Here is a 15,155-nt window from a genome sequence, read left to right on the forward strand (position 1 = left end):
TCGAGCGCCGTGCCGTCGCCGGTCGTGCCGTCGGCGGAGGCGCCGTCGAGCGCCGTGCCGTCGCCGGTCGTGCCGTCGGCGGAGGCGCCGTCCACCGCCGTGCCGTCGCCGGTCGTGCCGTCGGCGGAGGCGCCGTCCACCGCCGAGCCGCTGCCGGTCGACCCGGCGGCGGTGGCCCCGTCCACCGCCGAGCCGTCGCCGTCCACCACCACCTCGCCCTCGGCCGCTCCGAGCGAGAGCAAGTTGCCGCTCACCGGCATGTCGGCGGGAAGCCTGATCCCGATGGGGATCGTCGGCCTCGGCGCGGTTGCGCTCGGCGCCGCGCTCATCGCTGTACGCCGTCGGCGTGACGCGGAGGTCTGACCGGACAGGGACTACCGGACGCCAGAGCGACCGCCGGGTAGTCGGGGGGCCCTCCTCGCCGAGGAGGGCCCCCGCCCCGTGCCGGGAGGCGGCGGAGGGTCGAGTTGGAGTCGGGGGTCGATTCGTCGGTTACGCGGAGTCGCGCAGGATCAGCTCGGTGGGCAGCATCATGGCCGGTTCGATCGTCCCGCCGGCCGCGAGCCGGAGCAGCTGCCGGGTCATCTGCCGGCCGATCTCCTGGATCGGCTGCCGGACGGTGGTCAGCGGCGGCTCGGTGTAGGCCGCGGTCTCGATGTCGTCGAAGCCGATCACCGCGACGTCCTGGGGCACCCGTCGGCCCGCCTCGCGCAGCGTACGGAGCGCGGCGTGCGCCATCAGGTCGGAGGCGGCGAAGACCGCGTCCAGGTCGGGGTCGGCGGCGAGCAGTTCGCGCATCGCCGCCGCCCCGGACTCCCGGGTGAAGTCACCGGTCGCCACCCGCTCCGGCAGGCCGGCCGCCGCCATCGCCTGCCGGTAGCCGGTGAGCCGCTCGATGCCGGCCACCATGTCCTGCGGGCCGGCGATGGTGGCGATCCGCCGCCGGCCGGTGTCGATCAGGTGCCGGACCGCGGCGGTGACCCCGCCGACGTGGTCGACGTCCACGTACGGCACCGGGACGTCGCCGAGCGGGCGACCGCTGCACACCACCGGGATGCCGAGCCGGGCGAGCGTGCCGGGCAGTGGGTCGGCGCCGTGCAGCGAGGCGAAGAGCACCCCGTCGACGTGCCGCCCGGTGGTGTAGCGCTCCACCCGGGCGTGCCCGGCCGGCGAGCCGGCCAGCATCAGCACCAGCTGCTTGTCGGCCGCCTCCAGCTCCTGGCTGACCCCCCGGATGATGCCGGGGAAGACCTGGTCGTCGGAGAACACCCGGGTGGCCGCCTCGGGCATGACCAGGGCGACCGAGTCGGTCCGCTGGGTCACCAGGCTGCGGGCGGCCAGGTTCGGCACGTAGCCCAGCTCGGCCACCGCCCGCTGGACCGCCTCCCGGATCGGTTCGGCCACCGTGGTGGAGCCGTTCACCACCCGGGAAACGGTGGCCCGGGACACCCCGGCCCGCCGGGCCACCTCTTCGAGCGTCGGCCGTTGCGCCGTCGTCATCGCCGCCAACCCCCCGTCACAGCCCGTTCCGGGAGATCACCTCCTGGTACCACCGGGCGCTGGACTTCGGTGTGCGACGCTGGCTCAGGTAGTCGACGTGCACGATCCCGAACCGTTTGCGGTAGCCCTCAGCCCACTCGAAGTTGTCCAGGAACGACCATACGAGATAACCGCGGAGATCCACGCCCCGGGAGATCGCCTCGTGTGCCGCGCGCAGGTGACCGTCGAGGTAGGCGATCCGGTCGGTGTCGGCGACCTGGCCCGGGCCGCCGGCTGGGTCGGTGCCGGGCTTGTCCGGGTACGCCGCGCCGTTCTCGGTGATCAGCAGCGGCACGCCCGGGTAGTCGGTGGCGATCCGCTCCAGCAGCCGGGTCAGCCCGGCCGGCTCCACCATCCAGCCCATCTCGGTGAGCGGCCCCACCGGTGGCAGGAACTCCACCGCGCCGTCGGTCCCCGGGTACGTGCCACCGCCGCCGGCGCCGTCCGGCCGGCCGGCGACGTAGGTCGGCTGGTAGTAGTTGATGCCGAGCAGGTCGATCGGGGCGGCGATCAGCTTCTCGTCGCCGTCCCGGATGAAGGTCGGTTCGACGATCCGGCTCAGGTGCTCCAGCACGTCCTCCGGGTAGCCGCCGGCCAGCAGCGGATCCAGGAAGATCCGGTTGTGCAGCCCGTCGACCAGGCGTACCGCCGCGGCGTCGGCGGCGCTGGACTCGTCCGCCGGGCGTACGTCGGCCGGATTGAGGGTGATCCCGACGGTGCGCGCGCCGGCCGCGCGCAGCGCCCGGGCCGCCAGGCCGTGCCCGAGCAGCAGGTGGTGTACGGCCGTGAAGGCGGCAGCCGGGTCCTGCTCGCCGGGAGCGTGCACGCCGCTGCCGTATCCGAGGTACGCCGAGCACCACGGCTCGTTGAGTGTGGTCCAGACGTCGACCCGGTCGCCCAGGCGCGCGTACATCGCGGTGGCGTACGTGGCGAAGTGTTCGGCGGTCTCCCGGCTGGTCCAGCCACCCCGGTCACCCAGGGTCTGCGGCAGGTCCCAGTGGTAGAGCGTCACGATCGGGTCGATCCCCCGGTCGAGCAGGGCGTCCACCAGCCGGTCGTAGAAGTCCAGCCCGCGCGGGTTGACCGGGCCGGTGCCGTCGGGCTGGATGCGGGGCCAGGCCACCGAGAAGCGGTACGCCCGCAGCCCCAGCTCGGCCATCAGCGCCACGTCGTCGGCGTACCGGTGGTAGTGGTCGCAGGCGACGTCTCCGGTGTGCCCCTGATACACCTTCCCCGGGGTGCGGCTGAAGGTGTCCCAGATGGACGGGCCGCGACCGTCGTCGCGGGTCGCGCCCTCGATCTGGTACGCGGCGGTGGCGGCGCCCCAGAGGAAGTTCTCGGGAAATCGGAGTTCAGTCACGCCTTGACCGCACCTTCCATGATCCCGCCGATGATCTGGCGGCCGAACAGGACGAAGACCAGCAGCAGCGGCAGCGTCGCGAGGGCTGTCCCGGTGAAGACCTGCGACATGTCCTGGTAGTACCCGTCCGAGAGGGCCCGCAGGGAGAGCTGAACGGTCGGGTTCTCCGGGTCGTTCAGCACAGCGTACGGCCAGAGGAAGTCGTTCCAAGTGGTCATGAAGGTGAGCAGCCCGAGCACGGCGGCGGCCGGGCGAAGCGCCGGCACCACCACGTTCCACCAGATCCGAGCGGTGCCGCAGCCGTCCATCCGGGCCGCCTCGATCAGCTCGTCGCTGACCGCCTGGCCGGCGTACTGCCGCATCATGAACACCCCGAACCCGGTGACCAGCGCGGGCACGATCACGGCCGGCAGCCGGTCGTTCCAGTTCAGCTTGGTCATCAACAGGTAGAGCGGGATGACGCCGAGCTGGGTCGGCACCATCATGGTCGCGATGATCACCAGCAACAGCGCGTTGCGGCCGCGGAAGCGCAGCTTGGCGAAGGCGAACCCGGCCAGGCTGGAGAAGAAGACCACCGAGACGGTGACCGTGGTCGCCACGATCGTCGAGTTGATCAGGCCGGTCAGGAAGTACGCGTCGGTGTTGTCGAAGAGCCGGGCGATGTTCGCGCCCAGGTTGCCGCCGGGGGTGACCGGTGGCGGCACCTGACCCATGGCGTCGCTGGAGCGGCTGGCCACCACGAACATCCAGTAGATCGGGAAGATCGACATGACCGCGGCGAGGATCAGGGCGCCGTACGTCAGCGGGCTGGCCCGCCAGAGGCGGCTCATCGCAGACCCCGCTTCATCGCTCGGGCGCCCGGCGTTCCGCCGAGTCGGCGGATGACCAGTACGTTGATCGCCGCGACGACGGCGATCAGGGCGAAGAGCAGCCAGGCGACCGCCGAGCCGTAGCCGAAGTTGTAGTGCGGCGCGAACGCGTTCTCGAACATGTACATGGTCACCGTCTGTGATTCGCGCAGTGGTCCGCCCCGGATCGGATTGGTGCCGGAGTGGAAGAGCCGGGGCTCGGTGAAGAGCTGCAGCCCACCGATGGTGGAGATGATGACGCAGAAGATGATCGTCGGCTTCAGCAGCGGCACGGTGATCGACCAGAACTGCCGCGCCCGGTTCGCACCGTCGATCGCCGCCGACTCGTAGAGGTCGCGCGGGATGGCCTGCATCGCGGCCAGGAAGATCAGCGCGTTGTAGCCGGTCCACCGCCAGTCGACCATGGCCGAGATGGCCACCCAGGAGGCGACCCGGTTGGACTTCCAGTCCACCGCGTCCAGCCCGACCACGTCGAGCAGCCAGTTGACCATGCCGAACTCGCGGCCGAAGAGCACTCCGAACACGATCGCCACCGCGGCGGTGGAGGTGACGTTGGGGATCAGCACCGCCATCCGCCAGCCGGTGCGGAACCGGAGCCGGCGGTTGAGCAGGTTGGCCAGCCAGAGCGCGGTGAGCAGCTGCGGAACGGTCGAGATGACGAAGATGCCGAGAGTGTTGACCACCGCGTGCCAGAAGTCGGCGTCGGCCAGCAGCCTGGTGTAGTTCTCCGCCCCGACGAACGGGTGGTCGCTGCCGAGCAGGTCCCAGTCGTGCAGCGAGACCCAGAGGGTGTAGCCCAGCGGGTACACCCCGAAGATCGCGAAGAGCAGGAAGAACGGCGCGATGTAGAGGTACGGCGAGTACCGCGTGTCGAGCCGGCTGAGCCGGCCTTCCCGCGACCGGTGCCGGGGGCCGGGCGCGGGCGCGGCCGGCGGGCGGGCGTCGAGCTGGACGGTCATGCCCGGGGACTCCTCTCCACGGCGCGGGCGGGACTCCGGCCTCCGGAGCCCGCCCGCCCGCTGGCTCGGGCTACTTGTCGGCGGCCTTCTTCGCGTTGGCCACCGCGTCGGTCCAGCCCTGTTCGGGGCTGCGCTGGCCCAGGTCGACGGTCCGCACCGCGTTCTCCACCTCGGTGCGCACGGCCTGGTTCTTGGGGCCCATGTAGACCGGCTTCAGGCTCTTCGCGCCGGCGGCGAAGATCTGCCCGACCGGCGCCCCGGACAGGTACGCGTTGGTCGCGTTCGCGATGGCCGGGTCGTCGAGTGCCTGCGGCGACGAGGGCAGCGGGCCCTTGGCCTGGAACGCGCCGATCTGACCCTTGGCGCTGGTGAGGAACTTGGCCAGCTCGATCGCCTCGGCCCGGTGCTCGCTCTGCTTGGGCACGGCGAGGAACGACCCGCCCCAGTTGCCGCCGTTGCCGGGCACCTTGGCGATGTCCCACCTGTCCTTGGCGGCCGGCCCGGAGTTGCCCTCGATGACCCCGGTCATCCAGGCGGGGCAGGCGATGGTGGCGAACTTCGACTGCTTGAACGCGGAGACCCACTCCTCCGACCAGGAGCCGTACTTGCCGGAGAGGCCGGAGTCGATGATGTCCATCGTGGTGTCGTAGGCCTGCTTCACCGCCGGGTTGCTGTCGACGACCAGGGTGTTGCTGGTGTCGTAGTAGCTGTAGCCCGAGGTGTTGCCAGCGGTCTGGAGCAGGATCGTGTTGAAGGTGTTGGTGGCCCCGTCCAGGAACGACGCCCCGGTGTTCGCGGCCTTGAACTTCTCGCCGGTGGCGATGTAGTCCTGCCAGGTCGGCCAGAGCTTGGACACCGCGTCACGCTCGGTCGGCAGGCCGGCCTTGGCGAAGAGATCCTTGCGGTAGCACATCGCGATGCCGCCGACGTCGGTGCCGAGCCCGATCAACTGCTTACCGTCGGCGGTCAGCCCCTGGTTCCACTTCCACTCCAGGAAGTTGCCCTTGAGCTCTGCCGCGCCGTGGTCGAGCAGGTTGACGAAGTTGTCCGGGTTGGCCTTGTACTCGACCAGCAGCCCCTCCTCGATGGCGACGATGTCGCCGGCGCCCTTGCCGGCGGCGAGCCACTGGGTGAGCTTCGGCGAGTACTCGTCGAGGTTGCCGCCGGTGCCCCGCTCGACGATCTTCACGTCGGGGTGGGCGGCCATGTACTCCTGGTAGAGCTGTTCGTAGCCGAACTGGCCGAACACGTCCACGGTGAGCGTGATCGGGCCGTCCTCGGCGGTGTCGCCGCCGCCGCAGCCGGCGGTGACGACCAGGGCGGTGGTGGCGGCGAGGGCCACCGCCGCGAGGCGGCGGCGCGCAATGACACCCATCAGTGTCGGACCCCTCTCAGGTCGGGTGGGCGGTGGTGGGTACGAATCCGAGAGAGCGCTCTCACGACAGGGTGGTGTGCGCTTCGACACATGTCAAGAGAGCGCTCTCTCGGATCCGTTCCGGACCCGAAGACGACAGCAGCGGCCATTCCGGTGGGAATGGCCGCTGCTGCGCGGGAAGGCTGTCGGATCGGGCCCGGGTCAGCGGAGCCGGAGGCCGTCCAGCAGGGTGGGGTCGCCGGTGATGTCCAGGGTGTCGAAGCTGACCCGGCCCCAGAGCGCCAGCAGCAGGTCGCTGGCCGTGCCGGTGACCTGCGCACGGGCGTGGTGGTCGTCGTGGTCGAGGATGGTGTCGGTGTCCAGCAGCGCCACCCCCTCGCCGCGCAGCCGCAGATACCAGGACTGCGCGGCGTCCACCGCGGCGAGCTGCACCACCCCGTGCCACTGCCCCTCGGCGCGCCGCCGGCCCGCCGGGAGCCAGGTGTCCAGCACCTCGCTCACCCCGTCGGCCGCGAGCTTCGCCTCGATCGGCTCACCGGCGGCGATGGCGAGCTGGGCGTCCCAGCGGTGCACCGCGGTCTCGTGCGCCATCCGGCGCGGCCAGAAGCCGGCCCGTTTCGGCTGCGGCGCCCAGTTCCACGCCGGGGCCTCCGGGTCGAGGCCCTCGAACAGGGCCATCAGCTGGTCGTATCCGCGCTGCCAGTACTCGAGCGGGGTGACGCCCGGGCCGGGGTCGACCGGCTCGGGGCGCTTGCCCGGGGCGGTCGTCGACCCGGAGCCGGCGAACGAGGACACCCAGTGGTAGCAGCTACCCAGGTGCAGGGTCAGGTCGGCGACGGTCCAGCCAGGGCAGGAGAGCACCGGTGTCTCGGCCGGGGCCTCGGCCACGGCCGCGGCGAACGACGGGCCCTCCGCCCGGAGAGCGCCGATCCAGAAGTCCTTCGTGCCATGCAGTCTGCTCATCGCCATCCTCCCGGGGGTGACCCGGCCACCAGTGGGTGCCGCGGCTACCCCTCAGCCTAGGGTGAAAGGTGTGTCAGACGTCTACGCCCAGCCGACAACCGGAACCGACCCGGCCGACGTGAGCCTCCTGGCCAGCTACACCACCCTGCGGACGGGCGGACCGGCTGCCCGGATCGTGCCGGCGACCAGCGCCGACGAGATCGTACGGGCGGTCCGGGAGGCGAGCGGTCGGGACGAGCAGGTGCTGATCCTCGCCGGGGGCAGCAACGTGGTGATCGGCGACGCCGGGTTCCCCGGCACGGTGGTGCTGGTCCGCTCCCGCGGGCTGCGGGTGGTCGCCGAGGACGCCGACACGGTGACCGTACGGGTCGAGGCCGGCGAGCCGTGGGACGACCTGGTCGCCGCGACCGTGGCCAACGGCTGGTCCGGGTTGGAGTGCCTCTCCGGCATCCCGGGCTCCACCGGCGCCACCCCGATCCAGAACGTCGGCGCGTACGGCCAGGAGGTCGCCGAGACGATCACCGGCGTCGAGGTGCACGACCGGGTCGAGGCCACCACCGGTCAGATCGCCGCCGCGGACTGCGGCTTCGCCTACCGGGGCAGCATCTTCAAGTACAGCGACCGCTGGGTGGTGCTGTCGGTCGACTTCCGGCTGACCCGCTCACCGCTCTCCGGCCCGGTGCGCTACGCCGAACTGGCCCGGGCGCTCGGCGTCGAGGTCGGCGACCGGGTGCCGCTGGCCGACGCCCGCGCGGCGGTGCTGCGGCTGCGCGGTGGCAAGGGCATGGTGCTCGATCCGGCCGACCCGGACACCCGCTCGGTCGGCTCGTTCTTCACCAACCCGGTGCTGGACCGCGCGGCGTACGAGCTGCTCCGTGAGCGCGCCGCCGACCTGGGCGAGCCGCCGTCCTGGCCGGGTGCCGGCGACGTGGTCAAGGTGAGCGCCGCCTGGCTGATCGACAAGGCCGGCTTCGGCAAGGGCCACCCGGGTCCCGGCGGCGTCGCCATCTCCAGCAAGCACACGCTGGCGTTGACCAACCGCAGCGGCCGGGCCAGCACCGCCGACCTGGTCGCCCTGGCCCGCGAGATCCGTGACGGCGTACACGCCCGCTTCGCCGTCACCCTCCACCCCGAACCCGTCCTCATCAACTGCACCATCTGACCCGGGGCTCAGGGCAACCTCGGACCCGCGTCGATCATGCGGTTGTGGTGGGTGACAAAAGCCTCGGAAGCCCGTGATCCGGGCACCACAGGTGCATGATCAACGGCGGCGGGCGGCGGCCGGGGCGGGTGAGGCGGTGCCGGGGGTTAGCGGGGGGTTACGGCGAGCCAGGGGACGGTTAGTTCGCCCAGGCGCCAGCGGGCGGGGCGGTCCAGGAGGGGCCAGCCGGCGTCCTTGAGGGACTGGACGGCGTGCAGCCAGCGTTGGCGCGGGCCGAAGGTCGCGTAGCCGGCCGCGGCCTGCCAGGCGTCGTCCAGAGCGCGGATCAGGTCGTGCACCGGCTCACCGGGGACGTTGCGGTGGATCAGCGCCTTCGGCAGCCGCTCGGCCAGCTCGGCCGGGCTGGTCAGGGTGGCGAGCCGGGCGGCCAGGGTCAGCGAGCGCGGCCCGTCGGCGTCGATCAGCAGCCAGCCGCCCAACCGGCCAAGCTCGTCGCAGGTGCCCTCGACCAGCACCCCGCCGGGGGCCAGCGCGGCCGTCATCGTCCGCCACGCCCCGGCCACCTCGCTCTCGTCGTACTGGCGGAGCACGTTGAGCGCGCGGACCAGTACCGGGCGCAGACCGGCCAGCTCGAACCCGCCCCGGGCGAAGGTGAGCCCCGGCGGGTCGGCGGCCGGCGCCGCGGCGGCCACCCGGGCCGGATCGATCTCCAGCCCGACCAGCCGGACGTCGGCGCGGACCCCGGTGGCGAGCCGGGCGCGCAACTCCACCGCGGTGACCGGGGTCGCCCCGTAGCCGAGGTCCACCACCAGCGGGTCGGCTGCGGCGCGGAGGAGGTCGCCGCAGCTGGCCACGATCCAGTTGTCCACCCGGCGGAGCCGGTTGGGGTTGGTGGTGCCCCGGGTGACCACGCCGTACGGCCGGCGCCGCGTCGGTCCGGTCATCCGGTCTTCACTGGCCGACCCGGTGCACCTTGTGCTGGGCGGCCTGCGCGAGCGGGCGGACCACCAGCCGGTCCACGTTGACGTGGTGCGGGCGGGTGGCGCACCAGGCGATGCAGTCGGCCACGTCCTCGGCGACGAGTGGCTCGGCCACCCCGGCGTAGACCGCCGCCGCCCGTTCGGTGTCGCCGTCGAAGCGGACCAGCCCGAACTCGTCGGTCTTCACCATCCCCGGGTCGATCTCGATCACCCGGACGGGCCGCCCGTTGAGCTCCAGCCGCAGCGTCCCGGCGATCGCGGTCTGCGCGTGCTTGGCCGCGGTGTAGCCACCGCCGCCCTCGTAGACGGTGAATCCGGCGGTGGACGAGACGATCACGATAGTGCCGGCCCCGGACGCCTCCAGCGCGGGCAGCAGGGCCTGGGTGACCCGCAGCGTGCCGAGCACGTTGACGTCGTACATCCACTGCCAGTCGCCCAGCGACCCGGACTCCACCGGGTCCAGCCCGCGCGCGCCGCCGGCGTTGTTCACCAGCAGGGTGACCGGCCCCGGCGCGACCGCGGCCGCCTCGGCCAGCGCGGCGACCGACTCGTCCGAGGTGACGTCGCAGGCCACCGCGGTGGCCTGGCCACCGGCGGCGGTGATCTCCGTGACCAGGTCGGTGAGCCGGTCGGTGCGTCGGGCCGCGGCGAGCACGTGGAAACCCTCGGCGGCGAGCCGGCGGGCGGTGGCCGCGCCGATCCCGCTGGACGCTCCGGTGACGATGGCGACAGAGGTCATCCGGCCATTGTCACCCCCGCCCGTGCCGTCGATCCGCGCGGGCGGGTGGGCGTCCACGATGAGGTCCGTCACGCCGGTCGGCCGCCGCGAGGCATTTCCGAAGCCCGATGGGGAAGATGTCAACCGGCGTAAAGGTTGACCGAAGCGCCGGTCGTGCCAGACGGCATCAACCGTGACAAAAGGAGCGGACGTGGCGGAACTGCACACCGGCGTGGGTCGTCAGCGAGGTGCCCGACCGTGGCCGCGGCCCCGACGGATCGCCACCCTGTCGGTGCACACCTCACCGCTGCACCAGCCCGGCACAGGCGATGCCGGCGGCATGAACGTCTACATCCTGGAGGTCGCCCGGCGGCTCGCCGAGGCGAACGTCGAGGTCGAGATCTTCACCCGGGCGACCTCGGGCGACCTGCCCCCGGTGGTCGAGATGGCCCCCGGCGTGCAGGTCCGGCACGTCACCTCCGGCCCGCTCGAGGGGCTGACCAAGGAGGAGCTGCCGGGTCAGCTCTGCGCCTTCACCGCCGGGGTGCTCCGCGCGGAGGCGGCCCGCCCGCCCGGCCACTACGACCTGATCCACTCGCACTACTGGCTCTCCGGTCAGGTCGGGTGGCTGGCCAAGGAGCGATGGGGGGTGCCCCTGGTGCACACCGCCCACACGCTGGCCAAGGTGAAGAACGCCCAGCTCGCCGTCGGCGACCGGCCGGAGCCGAAGGCGCGGGTGATCGGCGAGGAGCAGGTGGTCGCCGAGGCCGACCGGCTGGTGGCCAACACCCGGGTCGAGGCCCGTGACCTGATCGAGCGGTACGCGGCCGACCAGGCCCGCGTCGCGGTCGTGCAGCCCGGCGTCGACCTGGACCGGTTCCGCCCGGCCGCCGGGGACCGGGCCGCCGCCACCGTGGCCGCCCGCCGCCGGCTGGGCCTGCCCACCCGGGGCTACGTGGTGGCGTTCGTCGGCCGGATCCAGCCGTTGAAGGCGCCGGACGTGCTGGTGCGAGCGGTCGCCGCGCTTCGTGAGCGCGACCCGGCGCTGGCCGAGGAGCTGACCGTGGTGATCTGCGGTGGCCCGAGCGGCAGTGGGCTGGACCGGCCCACCGCCCTGATCGAGCTGGCCGCCTCGCTGGGTGTCGCCGACCGGGTGCGCTTCCTGCCGCCGCAGACCGGTGACGACCTGCCGGCGCTCTACCGGGCCGCCGACCTGGTCGCGGTGCCGTCGCACAACGAGTCGTTCGGCCTGGTCGCGCTGGAGGCCCAGGCGTGCGGTACGCCCGTGCTGGCCGCCGCCGTGGGCGGTCTGGTCACCGCGGTCCGCGACCAGGTGAGCGGCGTGCTGATCGACGGGCACGACCCGGTCGACTGGGCCCGTACGCTCGGCCAGTTGCTGCCGGACCGGCGGCGCCGCGCCACGCTGGCCCGGGGCGCCGAGCGGCACGCGCACAGCTTCTCCTGGGACCGCACGGTCGCCAGCCTGCTGAGCGTGTACGGCGAGGCGATGGTCGCGCACCGGGAGCGTCTCGCCGCCGAACTCGCTGGCGACCCCGCCCTCTCCTGCTCGTGGTGACTCCGCTCTGACCGGGGCCCCGCCCCGCCCGGCCGCCATCCGGTGGCCGGGCGGCAGCGACCGTAGAGTGGGTCCGGTGAGCGGGAAGAGCGATCTTGGCGGCCTGATCGAGTCGGTCTGCGACGAGCGGGAGCTGGCCTGGGAGCGGACCGGGCCGCAGTCGTACGCGGTGACCCTGCCCGGCACCCACAAGCTGAAGACCATCTGCAACCTGATCGTCGGCGAGCACGCGCTACGGATCGAGGCGTTCGTCATGCGCCAGCCCGACGAGCGGCGTGAGGAACTGTGGGCCTGGCTGTTGCAGCGCAACGCCCGGATGTACGCGGTGTCGTTCTCCATCGACGCGGTCGGCGACGTCTACCTGACCGGCCGGGTCAACCCGGCCGGCGTCGACGCCGAGGAGCTGGACCGCATCTTCGGCGCGGTGCTGTCGTACTCCGACGAGTCCTTCGACACCATGCTGGAGATCGGCTTCGGCAGCTCGATCCGGCGGGAGTGGGAGTGGCGGGTCAAGCGCGGTGAGTCGACCGCGAACCTTGCCGCGTTCGCCCACCTCTTCGAGCCGTCCGGAGGTTCGGAGCCGTCCTGACGGGTATGCCGCCCCGCGCGGTGCGGCAGTTTGGGGACCCGCCGCGCGCCGAGGACGGACTGTCGAGGAGCGTGCCATGGCTCAGCGGAACAGCTCAGGTCGCGGCGGGACTGCGACCAGTACCAGGCGGCCGGCGGGGAACCGGACCCCGAACACCCCGGGGATCTCGGAGACCGAGATCGGCCGGATGCGGGTGGACGACATCCGGGGGCAGCTTCGCCGGTACGGAGTGTCCGGCATTTCCGCGCTGCGCAAGCCGGACCTGGTGAAGGAATTGGTGCGGACGTTGCGCCGCGGCGGCGCCGCCCGGACGAGCACCGGGCCGGCCGGCCGGGCGACCGGCACCAGGACGGCCGGCCGCGCCGCGGCCACGAAGAAGGCCGCCGGCGGCCGGGCGGCCAAGGCCGCGCCGAGCCGGGCCAGGGCGGTCCCGGCGAACAAGACCGCGCCGGCGAAGAAGGCGGCCGTGAAGAAGGCGGCGGCGAAGTCGACCGCCCGAAAGTCGGCGGCGAAGAAGACCACCGCGGCGAAGAAGACCACCGCGGCCAAGAAGACCACCGCGGCCAAGAAGACGACGCCGGCCCGGAAGACGGCCCCGGCACGGAAGACGACCGCGGCCAAGAAGACGACAGCGGCCAAGAAGACGGCCGCGGCGCGGAAGACGGCGCCGGCACGGAAGACGACGACTGCCCGGACCACGACCGCGGCCAAGCGCACGACGGCCGCCCGGAAGACGGCGGCGGCGAAGCGGGCGGCCCCCGCGAAGAGGACCACGTCGGCGCGGGCGACGGCCGCGGCGAAGAAGACCGCCCCGGCGAACCGGCCCACGGCGGCGCGCGGGGGCGCAGCCCGCGGCGGTACGGCGGCGGCCCCGACCGGCGGCGGGTTGCGGACCGGGCGCAGCACCTCCCGGTCGGCACGGTCGTCCCAAACGATCTCCTCGCTCGCCGACCGGCCGGAGCGGCCGGGTCGCAGCCTGGTGACCAGCAACCATGAGGTGATCCAGCGGTGGGCCCAGGAACGCGGGGCCAAGCCGGCCACGATCGCGGGCACCGAGCGGGAAGGTCGGGCCGGCGTCCTCACGTTCAACATCCCGGGCTACCGGGAGAGCAGCCGGATCCGCGAGATCACCTGGGACGAGTGGTTCCACACCTTCGACCTGCGCCGACTGAACCTCATCTACCAGGAGCAGATGCGCGACGGTCGGCAGAGCAACTTCTTCCGGACCGAGTCACCCGATCGTGAGGACGGCTGACCGTTTGCGGGAATCGTCGGCGGGTAGCCGGTGTTGGGAAGACCGAGGCCCGGAGTAGCGGGAGGCCGGTTTCTGTGACCGGCGAGACAGCCGATGCGGGTTGAATCCGGAATCTGGGCGAACTAACTTTATTGCACCGCACCACGCTCGGAAACGTTCGGGGGAGCGGCGGATCGATCAGATCCGCGCACCGGGCGAGGTGCGATGAGACGGGTGGACCAACCGTTGGGGGACGGTGCCCACCTGTTTGGACCGGCGGCGCGAGCGGGCGACGCTTACGGGGGTGAGTGTTGCCCGCCGCCGCCGGCCCCACAGTGCGCGAGGTGCCCACCACTGCCATTCGGGGCGTGGTGGGCACTTCGCATATCTGCGTTCTGTGACCGTTTTGTCCAGGGCGGTGGCCCCCGGCGGGTTGTGAACCGCCCCCGGGTCAGCCGGCGGAACTCCGCTCGCCGGCGGTCGCCGGATCCCCGGTCCGTCCCTCGGTGGACCTCCCGGCCCCCACGCTCGACACCGCTCGGGACGTTGCCGCGGCGGTGGCCCGGCGCAGCGCGGCGACCCGGCGCTCCCGGGGTGGCCCGGCGAGCAGGTGGGCTCCCGCGGCGAGCAGCCCGAGCGCACCCACGATGAGCCAGTGCCCGGCGCCCAGGTACTGCAGACTCACCCCGCCCAGCGTCGGCGCCACGAAGGACGCGGCCGGGAAGGTCAGGTAGAACACCGACTGGTAGCGACCGCGCAGCGCGGGTGGCGCCAGGTCCGCGTTGATCTGGGCGTTGGGCGGGGCGGCGAGCATCGACCCGATCGTCCAGACGACCGCCGCGACCAGATAGACCGCCAGCCCGTTGGCGAGCGCGAGCGCCCCGAACCCGAGCGCCATCAGCGCGGTGGAGGCGGCGAGCACCACGTCCTTGCGGTGGCCGTCGATCAGCCGTGGCACGAACAGTTGGCCGAGCACGATCAGCGCGCCGCCGAGCGCCACCACCAGACCGTACGACGACGGCCCGAGCCCGTCCGCGCGCATCGCCAGCGGCATGATCGTCGAGGTCTGCATGGTCAGTACGGCCAGCACGAAGGTCAGCGCGACGAAGGTCAGGAAGATCCGGTCGGTGAGTGCCGTGCGCAGCCCCGGCCGCCGCCCGCCAGCCTCCGCTCGGCCGGCCGGCGGGGTGGTTGCCCGGCCCAGCGTCTCCGGCACCTTCCACGCGATCACTATTGCGGTGGCCAGGGTGGCGGCGGCGTCGACCAGGAACAGGGCCAGGAAGCTGGCTTCGGCGAGCACCCCGGCCAGCAGCGAGGCGACCGCCATGCCCAGGTTGAAGGCCCAGAACTGAAGGTTGAAGGCGCGCGACCGGCGCTGCTCGGGCACCAGGTCGACGATCGCCGCCACGAACGCCGGGCCGGGCATCGAGTGCACCACCCCGACCAGCGCGGCGAGCGCCGCGATGAGCGCCAGATGCTGGCTCAGGGCCAGCGCCACCATCAGGCCGCCGGCGATCAGATGGGCGGTGACCAGGGTGGCCCGCCGCCCCCACCGGTCGGCCAACACCCCACCGAGCAGCACACCGACCGCCCCGCCGGCGCCGTACGCCCCGACGACCGCGCCGGCGAGCGCTTCGCTGGCATCCCGCGCGTCGGTCAGGTAGAGCGACAGGAAGAGCATCGCGAAGGCGCCGGCCCGGTTGATCAGGATGCCGGCCCAGAGAAACCAGAAGGTGGCGGGGAGCCCACCCGCGGTCTCCTGCCACCAGCGCTGCAGGCCGCGCAAGCGCCCCTCCCGACAGTTCGCTTTGTTAACCATTACCGATCCCGA

General features: G+C 72.5%; 14 protein-coding genes and 1 pseudogene. 5 read left to right on the forward strand and 10 right to left on the reverse strand.

Annotated elements, in window-relative coordinates; genetic code table 11:
- Nucleotides 1–254 (reverse strand): annotated as a pseudogene (locus AB0C04_RS19265) (hypothetical protein); the annotation flags it as partial.
- A gap of 28 nt (nt 255–282) precedes the next feature.
- Between AB0C04_RS19265 and AB0C04_RS19270 the strand changes: the two are divergent.
- Entirely contained in the window at nt 283–363 is an 81-nt protein-coding gene (locus tag AB0C04_RS19270) for an LPXTG cell wall anchor domain-containing protein (protein ID WP_357056556.1), read from the forward strand.
- A 129-nt stretch (nt 364–492) separates the two neighbouring features.
- Here AB0C04_RS19270 and AB0C04_RS19275 read toward each other — a convergent pair whose 3' ends face one another.
- The 6 genes from AB0C04_RS19275 to AB0C04_RS19300 all read right to left on the reverse strand — a co-directional run bounded on the left by AB0C04_RS19275 (nt 493) and on the right by AB0C04_RS19300 (nt 7,065).
- Nucleotides 493–1,500, reverse strand: coding sequence for a LacI family DNA-binding transcriptional regulator (locus AB0C04_RS19275; protein WP_357056156.1), 1,008 nt, complete (start codon nt 1,498–1,500; stop codon nt 493–495).
- 16 nt (nt 1,501–1,516) lie between these two features.
- Complete coding sequence (locus AB0C04_RS19280; RefSeq protein WP_357056159.1) at nt 1,517–2,899, reverse strand: GH1 family beta-glucosidase; 1,383 nt, start codon at nt 2,897–2,899, stop codon at nt 1,517–1,519.
- The gene (locus tag AB0C04_RS19285) at nt 2,896–3,729 is read right to left on the reverse strand and encodes a carbohydrate ABC transporter permease (protein WP_350875740.1); all 834 of its coding nucleotides are present in this window, start codon (nt 3,727–3,729) and stop codon (nt 2,896–2,898) included. Before AB0C04_RS19285 ends, AB0C04_RS19280 begins: the two co-directional genes overlap by 4 nt.
- Entirely contained in the window at nt 3,726–4,727 is a 1,002-nt protein-coding gene (locus AB0C04_RS19290) for a sugar ABC transporter permease (RefSeq protein WP_357056162.1), read from the reverse strand. Before AB0C04_RS19290 ends, AB0C04_RS19285 begins: the two co-directional genes overlap by 4 nt.
- A gap of 70 nt (nt 4,728–4,797) precedes the next feature.
- A complete protein-coding gene (locus AB0C04_RS19295) occupies nt 4,798–6,102 on the reverse strand; it encodes an extracellular solute-binding protein (protein WP_357056165.1) in 1,305 nt (434 codons plus the stop codon).
- Nucleotides 6,103–6,303: 201 nt separating this feature from the next.
- Nucleotides 6,304–7,065 (reverse strand): maleylpyruvate isomerase family mycothiol-dependent enzyme, encoded by a 762-nt coding sequence (locus tag AB0C04_RS19300; protein ID WP_357056168.1) that lies wholly within the window; start codon nt 7,063–7,065, stop codon nt 6,304–6,306.
- A 70-nt stretch (nt 7,066–7,135) separates the two neighbouring features.
- Here AB0C04_RS19300 and AB0C04_RS19305 point away from each other — a divergent pair, with 70 nt between their 5' ends.
- On the forward strand, nt 7,136–8,227 hold the full coding sequence (locus tag AB0C04_RS19305) for a UDP-N-acetylmuramate dehydrogenase (RefSeq protein ID WP_357056171.1): 1,092 nt from the start codon (nt 7,136–7,138) through the stop codon (nt 8,225–8,227).
- A 146-nt stretch (nt 8,228–8,373) separates the two neighbouring features.
- On the opposite strand, the gene AB0C04_RS19310 is transcribed toward AB0C04_RS19305, so the two are convergent.
- Entirely contained in the window at nt 8,374–9,171 is a 798-nt protein-coding gene (locus AB0C04_RS19310) for a class I SAM-dependent methyltransferase (RefSeq protein WP_357056174.1), read from the reverse strand.
- Nucleotides 9,172–9,178: 7 nt separating this feature from the next.
- Nucleotides 9,179–9,946: an SDR family oxidoreductase gene (locus AB0C04_RS19315; protein ID WP_357056177.1), complete on the reverse strand. Its 768-nt coding sequence runs from the start codon at nt 9,944–9,946 to the stop codon at nt 9,179–9,181.
- A gap of 190 nt (nt 9,947–10,136) precedes the next feature.
- Between AB0C04_RS19315 and mshA the strand changes: the two genes are divergently transcribed.
- The 3 genes from mshA (at nt 10,137) to AB0C04_RS19330 (ending at nt 13,345) form a co-directional block, all read left to right on the forward strand.
- Entirely contained in the window at nt 10,137–11,501 is a 1,365-nt protein-coding gene (mshA, locus tag AB0C04_RS19320; protein WP_357056180.1) for a D-inositol-3-phosphate glycosyltransferase, read from the forward strand.
- A 76-nt stretch (nt 11,502–11,577) separates the two neighbouring features.
- Nucleotides 11,578–12,090 (forward strand): YbjN domain-containing protein, encoded by a 513-nt coding sequence (locus tag AB0C04_RS19325; RefSeq protein WP_357056183.1) that lies wholly within the window; start codon nt 11,578–11,580, stop codon nt 12,088–12,090.
- A 466-nt stretch (nt 12,091–12,556) separates the two neighbouring features.
- Complete coding sequence (locus AB0C04_RS19330; protein WP_357056559.1) at nt 12,557–13,345, forward strand: hypothetical protein; 789 nt, start codon at nt 12,557–12,559, stop codon at nt 13,343–13,345.
- Between the two features lie 430 nt (nt 13,346–13,775).
- On the opposite strand, the gene AB0C04_RS19335 is transcribed toward AB0C04_RS19330, so the two are convergent.
- Nucleotides 13,776–15,110, reverse strand: coding sequence for an MFS transporter (locus AB0C04_RS19335; RefSeq protein WP_357056186.1), 1,335 nt, complete (start codon nt 15,108–15,110; stop codon nt 13,776–13,778).
- Between the last annotated feature and the right edge of the window lie 45 nt (nt 15,111–15,155).

The organism is Micromonospora sp. NPDC048909 (genome assembly GCF_040649635.1).
Classification (GTDB): domain Bacteria; phylum Actinomycetota; class Actinomycetes; order Mycobacteriales; family Micromonosporaceae; genus Micromonospora.